Below are 13,232 nucleotides of genomic sequence, written 5' to 3'. Positions count from 1 at the left end.
GGGCGAATATGCTGATCAGCATGACGACTGAGCCGGAACTTCAGCGGGGCGTCGGCGAGCCGGACGGCTTCCGCCGCCTGTGGACCCCCCATCGGATGGCGTACATCCAGGGCGAGAACAAGCCCACCGGCCCGGCTCCGGACGACGGTTGTCCGTTCTGCACGATCCCGTCCCTGAGCGACGAGGACGGGCTGGTCGTCGCGCGCGGGAGCTCGGTGTTCGCGGTGCTCAACCTGTACCCGTACAACGGCGGTCACCTGATGGTGGTCCCGTACCGGCACGTCGCCGACTACACGGAGCTGGACGAGGCGGAGACCGCCGAGCTGGCGGTGTTCACCAAGAAGGCGATGACGGCGCTGCGGGCGGCCTCGGGGGCGCACGGCTTCAACATCGGGATGAACCAGGGCGCGGCGGCCGGCGCCGGGATCGCGGCGCACCTGCACCAGCACGTGGTGCCGCGCTGGGGCGGGGACACCAACTTCATGCCGGTGGTGGGCCACACCAAGGTGCTGCCGCAACTGCTCGCCGACACCCGGAAGATGCTCGCCGAGGCCTGGCCGCAGGGCTGAACCGGAGCCGTACACGCGTGAGGGCCCCGCCGACTCCGGCGGGGCCCTCACGCATGCACCGGGCTCAGCCGGCGTCGAACTGGTCGACCTTGTACGGGCGGGTGCCCTGCACCTCGGACTTGATGATCGAGGCGCGGTTCTTGAAGAACCGCTCGGTGTCGAGGTCGTGCTCCTCCAGGAACTCCAGCGTGGCCGCGTGCACCGCGCTGAGCACCGGGGCGGCGGCGTTGAGTGCGTTGTCGGTCATCGAGCGGGTGTTCCACGGCGGCGCCGACCAGGCGTGCCGGAAGCCGAAGGGCTCGGGCAGGCCGAGCCCGCCGCCGAGCCAGGCGAGCAGGCCGGGGACGCGCTGGAACGGCGCGCGGACGGCCTGGCGGACCACCTCGTCGTTGTCGATCAGGGGGAGCTTGACGGTCTGCTCCTCCCAGAACTTCACGGTCTTGGAGACCGTCTTCTCCTTGTCCTTGGGCTTGTCGAAGAAGAGGCCGTTGACCGGTCCGAGCGCGTAGCCGGCCACCGTGATGTTCATGGTGTGGGCGAGCAGCACGACGGTGACGGTGAAGGTGATGACCAGCTTGCCGTCGTGGGTGACGAACTGGGTGGCGAGGTAGTGCCGGGGGCCGCCGGGGAAGGTCTGCTTGTCGGCGATGGTCTGGACGGCGAACTCGCGCATCCGGTCGCCGTCCATGTCGGCGCCGGCCGGCCTGCCGATCTCGTCGGCGCCCTCGCCGACCTCCAGGACCACCCACTGCTTGACGGCGACGCCGGGGATGCCGCTGTTGGCGACGTCGCTGATGCCGAGGGCCTTGAGGTGGCCGGAGATCTTGCGGACGAGGTCCCAGGGGTGGAAGGCGCGGTAGTCGGAGTGGCCGTCGGCCGGGCGCAGGTTGTCGACGAGCTTCCACTCGCCCCAGCGCTTCCCGACGCCGAGGATGCCCTTGCGGCCGGCGTAGTGCTGGATGTTGGTCTCCTGCTCGGACTCCAGGCGGCCGAGCTTGGCGCGCAGGTCGGCCGCCTTCTTGTCCAGGTCGTCGCGCGGGACGGCCCGGGGCACGGTGGCGGCGACGGCGTTGCCCTCGACCAGGGCCTGCCAGCGGGTGCGCAGGTCCACGGCGGAGCCGAGCACGATGCGCTTGGCGAGGTACCAGCCGACGACCGGCGCGAGCATGACCAGGCGCAGGTAGATCCCGAGCAGGCCGCCGACCGGCGGCTTGACGGCGAGCAGCACGGCGACGGCGACGGCGGCGAACAGCACGAGGCCGCCGTAGACCGGAGCGTTCTTGGGGTTGTCCCGCTTCAGCCAGGCGCGGAGCTGGAAGGCGCCGAGCCAGAGCAGCGTGCCGGGCAGGAAGAGCAGACCGGTGACGAGGGTGACGGTGGTGAGCCGGTTGTCGCGGGCGGCCCGGATGTCGTCGGCGGCGAGGCAGTGCTCGACGATCTGGCGGGTGTCGATGCCGAAGGACGGCACGAGCGGCTTGCGGTCGCCGCCGAGGGCGCGCCCGACGACGGCGCGGCTGAAGGCCTCGCCGAGGTTGGGGCGGAAGAGCGCGAAGCGGCCCTTCTTCTCGGTGGCGTCGGTGACCGCGGCGACGAACGCGCCGATCTCACCGTCACGGTAGGCGGCCGAGGAGAGCGCCTGGGTGACGGCGGTCTGCGGGCCGGCGTCGGTCCGGGGTATCTGCGCACCCGGGGTCATGTCCAGTGTGGTCATGGTGGCGTCCCCTCCTCCCCTTGTCAGCGGCAGGTTACCGTGCCCCGGCACCGGCGCGCGGATGATCGTCTGAAGTGCCGTCACGTTCGGGCCACGTGGCGTCTGTCCGGCATGATGCCCAGCTTTCGCGGTGGCGACGCCCCCAGGCCCGGGCGGGCGGGGCGCAATGGTGCACGATGGGCGCATGGAGCGATCCGAGGGAGCTGCGGTGAAGGATCCGGTGCTGGTCTTCGACGGTGACTGCGCGTTCTGCACGACCTGTGTGGGTTGGGCGGAGCGCTACCTGCGACAGACGCTGGCCTCCGGGGGCTGGGAGGCGGTGCCGTTCCAGTTCGCCGACCTGGCGGAGCTGGACGCCCGGGCCGGCGGGCACGGGGAGGTCTCCTGGGAGCGGGCCGAGCACGAGGTGCTCTGGGTGACGCCGGCCGGCCGCGTGTACGGCGGCGCGCAGGCGGTGGCGCGGCTGCTGATGCGCTCGGGCGGGGCGTGGGCGTACCTGGGTGGCGTGCTGGCGCTGGCGCCGGTGCGGCCGGTGGCGGCCGTGGTCTACCGCTGGGTGTCGAAGAACCGGCACCGGATGCCGGGCGGGACGCCGGCCTGCTCGCTGCCGCAGGCTCAGCGGGCCTCGTCCTCGGTGTAGCGGGCGGCGAGTGCGGCCGGCATGGGTTCGTGGCGCACGTAGGCGCGGGAGAACTCGGCCGTGCCGTGGGTCAGTGAGCGCAGGTCGACGGGGTAGCGGACGAGTTCGAGCTCGGGCACTTCGGCGCGCAGCAGGGTGAGGCCCGGGCTGCCGGTCTCGGTGCCGAGGACGCGGCCGCGGCGGGCCGAGAGGTCGGAGAGGACGGCCCCGAGGTAGTCGTCGGGGAGCAGGACGCCGACGGCGGCGACGGGTTCGAGCAGCCGGATGACGGCGTTCCCGGCGGCGTCGCGCAGCGCGAGGGCGGCGGCGTTCTGGAAGGCGGAGTCGGAGGAGTCGACGGAGTGCGCCTTGCCGTCGGTGAGCGTGACCCGGACGTCGACGAGCGGGTGGCCGGTGGCGACGCCCTTGGAGAGCTGGGCGCGGACGCCCTTCTCGACGGAGGGGATGAAGTGCTTGGGGACGGCGCCGCCGACCACGTGCTCCCGGAACTCGAAGCCGGCGCCGGCCGGGAGCGGTTCGACCTCCAGCTCGCAGATGGCGTACTGGCCGTGCCCGCCGGACTGCTTGACCAGCCGGCCGTGGCCGGCGGCGGCGGTGCCGAAGGTCTCGCGGAGGGCGACCCTGGGCTCGACGGTGTCGACGTGGACGTTGTGCCGGCTGCGGAGGCGGTCGAGGACGACCTCGGCGTGGGCCTCGCCGGTGCACCAGAGGACCAGCTGGTGCGTGTGCGGGTTCTGTTCCAGGCGCAGGGCCGGGTCCTCGGCGACGAGCCGGGCGAGGGCCTGCGAGAGCTTGTCGTCGTCGGCCTTGCTGTGGGCCTCGACGGCGATCGGCAGCAGTGCCTCGGGCAGCGTCCAGCCGTCGAGCTTCACCGGGCGGCCGGGTTCGTGGACGGTGTCCCCGGCGCGGGCGCCGGTGAGCTTGGCGGCGCAGACGAAGTCCCCGGCGAGGGCGTGCGGGACGCTGCGCTGGAGCTTGCCGAACGGGCTGGTGAGGCCGGTGACGCGTTCGTCGGCGTCCTGGTCGGCGGGGTGGTCGGGGCCGGTGAGGTGGATCCGGGTGTCCGGGCGCAGGGTGCCGGCGTAGAGGCGCAGCAGGCTGATCCGGCCGACGTAGGCGTCGCCGGTGACGCGGACGACCTGGGCGGCGAGCGGGGCGTCGGGGTCGCACTCGGGGCCGGGCCGGGTGCGTTCGGTGGGGGCCGGGAAGGTGGTGGTGACGAGGTCGAGGAGTTCGGTGGCGCCGAGGCCGTTGTCGCTGGTGGCGACGGCGGGGTGGAGGGTGCAGGCGAGGACCTCGCGGCGCATTCCGGCTTCGAGGGAGTCGGTGTCCAGGGGGTCGCCGGTGAGGTAGCGCTCCATGAGGGCGTCGTCCTGGCCGGAGATGGCCTCGACCAGGCTCTCCCGGGCGGGGCCGGTGTCCGGCAGCGGGTCGGCCTGTCCGTAGGTGTGGCCGGTGAGCAGGTCGACGCTGCCGTCGGGCCGGCCGTCGTGGCGGACGGGGAGGTAGAGCGGGCGCAGGGTGTCCGGGCCCAGGCCGAAGGCGTCGTGGCAGGCGGCGAGGATGTCGTCGAAGCTGCTGCGGGCGATGTCGAGCTTGGCGACGGCGACGGCGCGCGGGATGCCCTCGGCGGCGCACGCGCGCCAGAGTGCGCGGGTGGGGAGGGTGACCGGGTCGGTGGCGGAGACGACGAAGACGGCGGCGTCGGCGGCGTGCAGCGCGGCCCGGAGGTCGGCGGTGAAGTCGGGGTGGCCCGGCGGGTCGAGCAGGTTGATCTTGACGCCGTTCCATTCGAGGGGCAGCAGCGAGAGCTGGACGGAGCGCTGCTGGTGCTGCTCGATCTCCTCGTGGTCGGAGACGGTGTTGCCGTCGGTGACCCGGCCGGGGCGCCCGATGGCGCCGGCGGCGAGGGCGAGGGATTCGGCGAGGGTGGTCTTGCCCACGCCGCTGCAGCCGATGAGGACGACGTTGCGCAGGTGGCCCGGGCCGGTGACGGCGGGCGCCTGGCCGGCTCGTGCGGTGCTGCGGTCGGGCATCGGGGTCTCCTCCCGTAGCGCCGAGGCTGTCGGGAAAAGTCTAGGGGCGGAGTTCGGAAGGGCGCGTGTCGTGGCGGTGGGCGGTGACCGTGCGTATGCGTCCGCGTGCCGGTGGTGCCGGGCGGGCGGGCCGTGGGGGCCGGCGGGCGGTGCGGTGCGTCCGAGCGTGTCGTCGGCGTGGCTACGATGGGTGCGCCGGATGGGCTGATCCAGCCGGTCGTCTGCCGCGCACTCCGCGGCAGGCGGGTACCAGGGAGATCGGAGCGGTCGGGAAGGCCATGCTCAACAAATACGCGCGTGCCTTCTTCACACGTGTCCTGACCCCGTTTGCCGCGTTCCTGATCCGGCTGGGCGTGAGCCCGGACGCCGTGACGCTGATCGGTACCGCCGGTTCGGTGGCGGGCGCGCTGGTGTTCTTCCCGCGCGGGGAGTTCTTCTGGGGCACCATCACGATCACGCTGTTCATCTTCTCGGACCTGGTGGACGGGAACATGGCCCGGCAGCTGGGCCGGACGAGCAAGTGGGGGGCCTTCCTGGACTCCACGCTGGACCGGGTGGCCGACGCGGCGATCTTCGGCGGTCTGGCCATGTGGTACGCGGGCCAGGGGGACAACAACCTGCTCTGCGCGGTGGCGATCGTCTGCCTGGCGAGCGGTCTGGTGGTGTCGTACACCAAGGCGCGGGCGGAGAGCCAGGGTCTGCCCTGCGACGTGTCCGGGCTGGTGGAGCGGGCCGAGCGGCTGGTGATCAGCCTGGTCGCGGCCGGGGTGGCCGGTCTGCACACGTTCGGCGTGCCGTACGTGGAGTGGCTGCTGCCGGTGGCCCTGTGGCTGGTGGCGGCGGGCAGTCTGGTGACGGTGGTCCAGCGGATGGTGACGGTCCGCCGGGAGGCGTTCGAGGCCGACCGACTGGCGGCCGGAAGCTGAAGGGGGCGGGCCTGCGGTGAAGGACCGACTGGTGTACTCGGCGTACGCGCTGGGCTGGGCGGCGTTGAAGCACCTGCCCGAGCCGGCCGCGCGCGGCCTGTTCGACGGGATCGCCGACTTCGCGTGGCGCAAGCGCGGCAAGCGGGTGCTGCAACTGGAGGCCAACCTCCGGCGGGTCCGCCCGGAGCTGGACGAGGCCGGCCTGCGGGAGCTGTCGCGGGCCGGGATGCGCTCGTACCTGCGGTACTGGATGGAGTCGTTCCGGCTGTCGGTGTGGAGCCGGGAGCGGGTGGCCCGGGACTGCCGGGTGGAGGGCTTCGAGCACCTGCGGGAGGCGATGGAGTCCGGGCGCGGCGCGGTGATAACGCTGCCGCACTCGGGCAACTGGGACCTCGCGGGCGCCTGGGTGGCGCTGGAGGGCTACCCGTTCACGACGGTCGCCGAGCGGTTGAAGCCGGAGCGGCTGTTCGACCGGTTCGTGGCGTTCCGGGAGAGCCTGGGCATGGAGGTGCTCGCGCTGACCGGCAGCAGTTCCAGTGTGGTCGCCACGCTGGCCCAGCGGCTCCGCGCGGGCCGGCTGGTCTGCCTGGTGGGCGACCGCGACCTCTCGGAGGCGGGGATCGAGGTCACCTTCTTCGGTGAGGCGACCCGGATGCCGGCCGGCCCCGCGGCGCTCTGCCAGCGGACCGGGGCGGCACTGCTGCCGGTCACGATGTGGTACGACGGCCCGGTGCTGCGGGCCCGGATCCACCCGGAGGTGCTCGTCCCGGCGGAGGGGGAGCGCAAGGAGAAGACCGGGGTGATGGTGCAGGCGATGGCGGACGTCTGGGAGCGGGGGATCCGCGAGCACCCCGAGGACTGGCACATGCTGCAGCGGTTCTGGCTGGCCGATCTGCCGGTCCGTGAACCGGCGGAACCGGCGGCGGCCGCGGCCTCCGCCGCCCGCCCCGACGCGGAGCGCGCCGGCGAGCCCGCCACCGAGGCCTCCGGGCCCTGACCCGCCCCTGCGTGAGGCCCGTTCCAGAGAAGACATGAGGAACCCGTGAAGATCGGCATCGTCTGCCCGTACGACTGGGACGTCCCCGGCGGGGTGCAGTTCCACATCCGGGACCTGGCCGAGCACCTGATCGGCCTCGGCCACGAGGTGTCGGTGCTGGCGCCCGCGGAGGACGACGAGGCGCTGCCGCCGTACGTGGTCTCGGCCGGGCGGGCGGTGGCCGTCCCGTACAACGGGTCGGTCGCGCGGCTGAGCTTCGGCATCCTGTCCGCGGCCCGGGTGCGCAGGTGGCTGAACGACGGCCGCTTCGACATCCTGCACGTCCACGAGCCGGCCTCGCCGAGCCTGTCGATGCTGGCCGCCTGGTCGGCCTCCGGGCCGATGGTCGGCACCTTCCACACCTCCAACCCGCGGTCGCGGGCGATGATCGCGGCCTCGCCGATCCTCCAGCCGGGGCTGGAGAAGATGCGCGCCCGGATCGCGGTGAGCGAGTACGCCCGGCGCACCCTGGTCGAGCACCTTGGCGGGGACGCGGTGGTGATCCCCAACGGGGTGGACGTCGGCTTCTTCGCCGAGGCCGAGCCGGATCCGCGCTGGACCGGCTCGGCGGCCTCGGGCGGGCCCGGCACGATCGGCTTCATCGGCCGGATCAACGAGCCGCGCAAGGGCCTGCCGACGCTGCTGGCGGCGCTGCCGCGGATCCTGGCCGAGCGGCCGGGCGTGCGGCTGCTGGTGGCCGGCAAGGGCGACGAGGAGGAGGCGGTCGCCGGGCTGGCGCCGGACGTCCGCCGGCAGGTGGAGTTCCTCGGCATGGTCAGCGACCGGGAGAAGGCCCGGCTGCTGCGCAGTGTCGACCTCTACGTGGCGCCCAACACCGGCGGCGAGAGCTTCGGGATCATCCTGGTCGAGGCGATGTCGGCGGGTGCGCCGGTGCTGGCCAGCGACCTGGACGCGTTCAAGCAGGTGCTGGACGGCGGTGACGCGGGCGAGCTGTTCCCGGTCGAGGACGCGGACGCGCTGGCCCGGACGGCGCTGCGCCTGCTGGGCGACCCGGACCGGCTGGAGGAGCTGCGCAAGGCGGCCTCCCGGCACGTCCGGCGGTTCGACTGGTCGACGGTCGGCGCGGACATCCTGGCGGTGTACGAGACGGTGACGGCGGGCGCCGTCGCGGTGGTCGGGGAGGACGAGCGGGGCGGCCGGCGCGGGCGGTTCGGCCTGGCCCGGGACTGACGGCCCGTCCCGGCGTCAGCCGTCCGGCGCCACCGGCCGTCCCCCGGATGCCGCGGGCTCCCCGCGGCGGGGGAAGCATCGGGCCGCCCGCGCGGTTGGGGGCTGTCGGACCGTACCGATCACCGACCCCTGGAGGCACCGGATGCCGCAGATCTCCGTCGACTACTCGCCCGAGCTGGCCGGCGCGTTCGACCGCCGTGAGCTGGGCCTGGCCATCAACCGGCTCACCGTGGAGACGATCAACGCCACCCCGGAGGCCTGCAAGACGGTCTTCCGCGAGGTGCAGGACTTCGTGGTGGGCGCCAGTGCCGGCCCGGACGTCCAGGTGTACGTGGAGTTCCAGATCTTCCCGGGGCGCACACCGGAGGCGAAGGCGGCGCTGAGCGACGCCGTGCAGGCGCTGCTGGCCGAGCGGGTGGTGCCGGCCCCCGGCACCCGGCTGTTCACGGCGGTGACCGTCACTGACGTCGACCGGGACAGCTACCGCAGCGCGACCATCGGCGGCTGAACCGCGGGCACCCGGTAGCGTAGCGCCCCGTGACTACCTGGATCTGGGCCGGCGTGGCCGTGGTGCTGTTCGGCATGTACCTGAGTTGGACGGCCGGCCGGCTGGACCGGTTGCACGCCCGGATCGACGCCGCCCGTGCGGCGCTGGACGCGCAGTTGGTCCGCCGGGCGTCGGTGGCCGTCGAGCTGGCCACCTCCTCGCTGCTCGACCCGGCGGCCTCCCTCCTGCTGCTGGACGCGGCGCACGCCGCCCGGCAGGCCGACGACGAGCAGCGCGAGGTGGCCGAGAGCCAGCTCAGCATGGCGCTGCGGGCGGTGCTGGCCGAGCCGGAGCAGGTCGCCGTGCTGGTGGCCGAGCCGGGCGGCGAGGAGGCGGTGAAGGACCTCACGGCGGCGGTGCGCCGGGTGCCGATGGCCCGGCGCTTCCACAACGACGCGGTGCGGGCGGCCCGGGCGGTCAGGGAGCACCGGCTGGTCCGTTACTTCCGGCTGGCGGGCAAGGCGCCGTTCCCGATGGCGTTCGAGATGGACGACGCGCCCCCGCCTGCGCTGACTCCCGAGGGCGCCCCCGCGTAGGCCCGGCGGGGGCCGTCCGGGCCGTCGGATCGGTCCGTCCGGATCCGGCCTGTTTGTCGTATCCCGTCCGGCCGCCTGGACTTGGTGGCGCATGGATCGGCCGTTTCTTCCGCCTACCATAGGGCGATAGCACTGGTTCATCTTCGAGTGAGGTCTCACGTGTCCACCACCCCCATCACCGCAGACCAGCCGCAGATCGGTACCGCCCGGGTCAAGCGCGGCATGGCCGAGCAGCTCAAGGGCGGTGTGATCATGGATGTGGTCAACGCCGAGCAGGCGAAGATCGCCGAGGACGCCGGCGCTGTGGCCGTCATGGCCCTGGAGCGGGTTCCGGCCGACATCCGCAAGGACGGCGGCGTCGCTCGCATGTCGGACCCGAACATGATCGAGGAGATCATCGCCGCGGTCTCGATCCCGGTCATGGCCAAGTCCCGGATCGGTCACTTCGTCGAGGCCCAGGTCCTGCAGTCGCTCGGCGTCGACTACATCGACGAGTCCGAGGTGCTGACCCCGGCCGACGAGGTCAACCACTCGGACAAGTTCGCCTTCACCACCCCGTTCGTCTGTGGTGCCACCAACCTGGGCGAGGCCCTGCGCCGCATCGCCGAGGGCGCGGCCATGATCCGCTCCAAGGGTGAGGCCGGCACCGGCAACGTGGTCGAGGCCGTCCGCCACCTGCGCCAGATCAAGAACGAGATCGCCAAGCTGCGCGGCTTCGACAACAACGAGCTGTACGCCGCCGCCAAGGAGCTTCGCGCCCCCTACGAGCTGGTCAAGGAGGTCGCCGAGCTCGGCAAGCTGCCGGTCGTGCTGTTCTCCGCCGGTGGTGTGGCCACCCCGGCCGACGCCGCGCTGATGCGCCAGCTGGGTGCCGAGGGCGTCTTCGTCGGCTCCGGCATCTTCAAGTCGGGCGACCCGGCCAAGCGTGCCGCCGCGATCGTCAAGGCCACCACCTTCTTCGACGACCCGAAGATCATCGCGGACGCGTCCCGCAACCTGGGCGAGGCCATGGTCGGCATCAACTGCGACACCCTGCCCGAGGCCGAGCGTTACGCCAACCGCGGCTGGTAGTCCCTGTCCGGCGGCCCGCTGCACGGTGTGATCATCGGCGCAGCGGGCCGCCGTGCGTCGTCCGTACGAGAGTCTGAAGAGGTAGTAAGAGTGTCCACTCCAGTCATCGGCGTCCTCGCCCTGCAGGGCGACGTCCGTGAGCACCTGGTCGCGCTGGCCGAGGCCGACGCGCTGGCCCGCCCGGTGCGCCGTGCCGAGGAGCTGGCGGAGATCGACGCCCTGGTGATCCCCGGCGGGGAGTCCACCACGATGTCCAAGCTGGCGCTGCTGTTCGGTGTGATGGACCCGCTGCGCGAGCGGGTCGCCGCCGGGATGCCGGTGTACGGGACCTGCGCGGGAATGATCATGCTGGCGGACAAGATCCTGGACGGCCGTGAGGACCAGGAGACGGTCGGCGGCATCGACATGACCGTGCGCCGCAACGCCTTCGGCCGCCAGAACGAGTCCTTCGAGTCGGGCATCGCCTTCGAGGGCCTCGGGGACGAGCCGGTGCACGGCGTGTTCATCCGCGCCCCCTGGGTCGAGGCCGTGGGCGCGGGCGTCCGGGTGCTGGCCGAGCTGCCCGCCGCCGACGGACCGGAGAGCCGGATCGTCGCCGTCCGCCAGGGCAACCTGCTGGCGACGTCGTTCCACCCCGAGCTGACCGGCGACCACCGGGTGCACGGTTACTTCGTCCGCATGGTCGAGGAGCACCTGGCCACGGCCGGTCGCTGACGTCGCCCGGCCGGCGCGAAGCGGCTCATCGCCGCCGCACGCTGACCGTGTGCGCTCCACCGGTGACGGCACCGGTAAGATCCCATCTGTTCATTTCCCTTTGGCGACGTAAAGGAGCTGGCGATGTCCGGCCACTCTAAGTGGGCTACCACCAAGCACAAGAAGGCCGTGATCGACGCCAAGCGCGGCAAGCTCTTCGCCAAGATGATCAAGAACATCGAGGTGGCGGCGCGCACCGGCGGACCCGACCCGGCCGGCAACCCGACGCTCTACGACGCCATCCAGAAGGCGAAGAAGAGCTCGGTCCCGATCGACAACATCAACCGCGCCGTCAAGCGCGGTGGCGGTCTGGAGGCCGGCGGCGCCGACTACCAGACCATCATGTACGAGGGCTACGGCCCGAACGGCGTCGCGGTCCTGATCGAGTGCCTCACCGACAACCGCAACCGCGCGGCCTCCGACGTGCGCGTCGCGATGACCCGCAACGGCGGCTCGATGGCCGACCCGGGCTCGGTCTCGTACCTGTTCACCCGCAAGGGCGTCGTGATCGTCCCCAAGGCCGACGGCGTGGACGAGGACAAGCTGTTCGAGGTCGTCCTCGACCAGGAGCCCGAGGAGATCAACGACCTCGGCGAGTCCTTCGAGATCGTCTCCGAGGCCTCCAGGATGGTCGCCGTCCGCACCGCGCTGGTGGACGCCGGTGTCGACTACGACTCGGCCGAGGCGAACTTCCTCCCGAGCATGCAGGTCGAGCTGGACGTCGACGGCGCCCGCAAGATCCTGAAGCTGATCGACGCCCTGGAGGACAGCGACGACGTGCAGAACGTCTTCGCCAACTTCGACATCAGCGACGAGGTCGGGGCGCAGCTCGACTCCGAGTGATCGTCGTCACTCCCCGGCCCGGTGGTCCCGCGACCGCCGGGCCGGTGTCGTCCGGGGCGTTGTCCGACCCGGGCGGTAGCCTTCGCTGGTCGCCCGCCAGGGGCCGAGGGCGCGCCGGCGGCGAGCGGCGGATCAACGAGAGGCGGGGCGTGACGTGCGGGTACTGGGTGTGGACCCGGGGCTGACCAGGTGCGGGATCGGCGTGGTGGACGGGGCGCCCGGCCGGCCGCTGCGGATGGCCGGCGTGGGCGTGGTGCGGACCCCCGCCGAGGCGGACATCGGGCCGCGGCTGCTCCTGGTCGAGCAGGGGATGGAGGCCTGGCTCGACGAGTACCGGCCGGACCTGGTCGCCGTCGAGCGGGTCTTCGCCCAGCACAATGTGCGGACCGTGATGGGGACGGCCCAGGCCAGCGCGGTCGCGATGCTCTGCGCGACCCGGCGCGGCATCCCCGTCACCCTGCACACCCCCAGCGAGGTCAAGGCCGCCGTCACCGGATCCGGCCGGGCCGACAAGGCCCAGGTCACCGCCATGGTGCAGCGGCTGCTGCGGCTGGACGCCCCGCCCAAGCCGGCCGACGCCGCCGACGCGCTGGCGCTGGCCATCTGCCACATCTGGCGCGGCGGGGCGAACGACCGGATCGCCGCCGCCCTGGCCAAGGCTCCCGCGCGAGCCCCGTACCCCGCCCGAGCCCCCCGAGGAGCAGCCCGATGATCGCCTTCGTCCAGGGCCCGGTGGCCGCCGTCGCCGCCGGCACCGTCGTGATCGAGGTCGGCGGGGTCGGGATGGCCGTCCAGTGCACGCCGAACACCGCGGCCGGCCTGCGGCTCGGCGAGCCGGCCCGGCTCGCCACCTCGCTGGTGGTCCGCGAGGACTCGCTGACGCTGTACGGCTTCGCGGACGACGACGAGCGGGCCGTCTTCGAGATCCTCCAGGCCGCGCCCGGTGTCGGACCGCGCCTGGCCCAGGCCATGCTCGGCGTGCACAGCCCCGACGAGCTGCGGGCCGCCGTCGCCGCGGGGAACGAGAAGGCGCTGATCGCCGTCCCCGGTATCGGCAAGGCCAAGGCGGCCAAGCTGCTCCTGGAGTACAAGGACAAGCTGGGCGCCCCGCACGGCAGTGTTCCGGCGCAGAAGCCCGTCGCCGCCGGGCCGGCGCCGTGGGGCGAGCAGCTGCACGCCGCGCTGGTCGGTCTCGGTTACGCGCCGCGCGAGGCGGACGAGGCGGTCACCGCCGTGACGCCGGAGGCCGAGGCGCAGACCACGACGGACGTCGGCGCGCTGCTCCGGGCGGCCCTGCGGACCCTGAACCGGGCCCGCTGAGCGTCACCCCGCCGATCTGACCACCTGTCACCCTGTCGACATTGGAGCCGGTA

Annotated in this window: 14 protein-coding genes; 12 read left to right on the top strand and 2 right to left on the bottom strand. The window is 72.8% G+C overall.

Annotation, left to right across the window (positions count from 1 at the left end):
- Positions 1 to 8: 8 nt before the first annotated feature.
- Positions 9 to 569 carry an HIT family protein gene (locus OH807_RS10035; RefSeq protein WP_406196574.1) on the top strand — a complete coding sequence of 187 codons (561 nt, stop codon included), beginning with the start codon at positions 9 to 11 and terminating at the stop codon, positions 567 to 569.
- Positions 570 to 633: 64 nt separating this feature from the next.
- On the opposite strand, the gene OH807_RS10030 is transcribed toward OH807_RS10035, so the two are convergent.
- The gene (locus OH807_RS10030; protein WP_406196572.1) at positions 634 to 2,280 is read right to left on the bottom strand and encodes a hypothetical protein; all 1,647 of its coding nucleotides are present in this window, start codon (positions 2,278 to 2,280) and stop codon (positions 634 to 636) included.
- A 184-nt stretch (positions 2,281 to 2,464) separates the two neighbouring features.
- Here OH807_RS10030 and OH807_RS10025 point away from each other — a divergent pair, with 184 nt between their 5' ends.
- Positions 2,465 to 2,920: a thiol-disulfide oxidoreductase DCC family protein gene (locus OH807_RS10025; protein ID WP_406196570.1), complete on the top strand. Its 456-nt coding sequence runs from the start codon at positions 2,465 to 2,467 to the stop codon at positions 2,918 to 2,920.
- Here OH807_RS10025 and OH807_RS10020 read toward each other — a convergent pair.
- Positions 2,896 to 4,956, bottom strand: coding sequence for an elongation factor G-like protein EF-G2 (locus tag OH807_RS10020; protein ID WP_406196566.1), 2,061 nt, complete (start codon positions 4,954 to 4,956; stop codon positions 2,896 to 2,898). The two genes, OH807_RS10025 and OH807_RS10020, sit on opposite strands and share 25 nt — an antisense overlap.
- 278 nt (positions 4,957 to 5,234) lie before the next feature.
- On the opposite strand from OH807_RS10020, the gene pgsA reads away from it, so the two are divergent.
- The 10 genes from pgsA (at position 5,235) to ruvA (ending at position 13,179) form a co-directional block, all read left to right on the top strand.
- Entirely contained in the window at positions 5,235 to 5,882 is a 648-nt protein-coding gene (gene pgsA, locus OH807_RS10015; RefSeq protein ID WP_406196563.1) for a phosphatidylinositol phosphate synthase, read from the top strand.
- Between the two features lie 16 nt (positions 5,883 to 5,898).
- Positions 5,899 to 6,879: a phosphatidylinositol mannoside acyltransferase gene (locus tag OH807_RS10010; protein WP_406196561.1), complete on the top strand. Its 981-nt coding sequence runs from the start codon at positions 5,899 to 5,901 to the stop codon at positions 6,877 to 6,879.
- A gap of 45 nt (positions 6,880 to 6,924) precedes the next feature.
- Positions 6,925 to 8,109 (top strand): glycosyltransferase family 4 protein, encoded by a 1,185-nt coding sequence (locus tag OH807_RS10005; RefSeq protein ID WP_406196558.1) that lies wholly within the window; start codon positions 6,925 to 6,927, stop codon positions 8,107 to 8,109.
- 142 nt (positions 8,110 to 8,251) lie between these two features.
- On the top strand, positions 8,252 to 8,617 hold the full coding sequence (locus OH807_RS10000) for a 5-carboxymethyl-2-hydroxymuconate Delta-isomerase (protein ID WP_406196555.1): 366 nt from the start codon (positions 8,252 to 8,254) through the stop codon (positions 8,615 to 8,617).
- Between the two features lie 74 nt (positions 8,618 to 8,691).
- Positions 8,692 to 9,192: a hypothetical protein gene (locus OH807_RS09995; RefSeq protein ID WP_406210859.1), complete on the top strand. Its 501-nt coding sequence runs from the start codon at positions 8,692 to 8,694 to the stop codon at positions 9,190 to 9,192.
- A gap of 159 nt (positions 9,193 to 9,351) precedes the next feature.
- Complete coding sequence (gene pdxS, locus OH807_RS09990) at positions 9,352 to 10,263, top strand: pyridoxal 5'-phosphate synthase lyase subunit PdxS (RefSeq protein ID WP_406196552.1); 912 nt, start codon at positions 9,352 to 9,354, stop codon at positions 10,261 to 10,263.
- A 90-nt stretch (positions 10,264 to 10,353) separates the two neighbouring features.
- Positions 10,354 to 10,977 (top strand): pyridoxal 5'-phosphate synthase glutaminase subunit PdxT, encoded by a 624-nt coding sequence (gene pdxT / locus OH807_RS09985; protein WP_406196550.1) that lies wholly within the window; start codon positions 10,354 to 10,356, stop codon positions 10,975 to 10,977.
- Between the two features lie 123 nt (positions 10,978 to 11,100).
- Positions 11,101 to 11,859, top strand: a complete 759-nt coding sequence (locus tag OH807_RS09980; protein WP_406196547.1) for a YebC/PmpR family DNA-binding transcriptional regulator — start codon at positions 11,101 to 11,103, stop codon at positions 11,857 to 11,859.
- Between the two features lie 154 nt (positions 11,860 to 12,013).
- Positions 12,014 to 12,571: a crossover junction endodeoxyribonuclease RuvC gene (gene ruvC, locus OH807_RS09975; protein ID WP_406196544.1), complete on the top strand. Its 558-nt coding sequence runs from the start codon at positions 12,014 to 12,016 to the stop codon at positions 12,569 to 12,571.
- Entirely contained in the window at positions 12,568 to 13,179 is a 612-nt protein-coding gene (gene ruvA, locus OH807_RS09970; RefSeq protein WP_406196541.1) for a Holliday junction branch migration protein RuvA, read from the top strand. Before ruvC ends, ruvA begins: the two co-directional genes overlap by 4 nt.
- Positions 13,180 to 13,232: the final 53 nt, after the last annotated feature.

The sequence above is a fragment of the Kitasatospora sp. NBC_01560 genome (genome assembly GCF_045208415.1).
Taxonomy (GTDB): Bacteria; Actinomycetota; Actinomycetes; order Streptomycetales; family Streptomycetaceae; genus Kitasatospora.
This window is presented reverse-complemented; position numbering and strand designations above follow the sequence as displayed.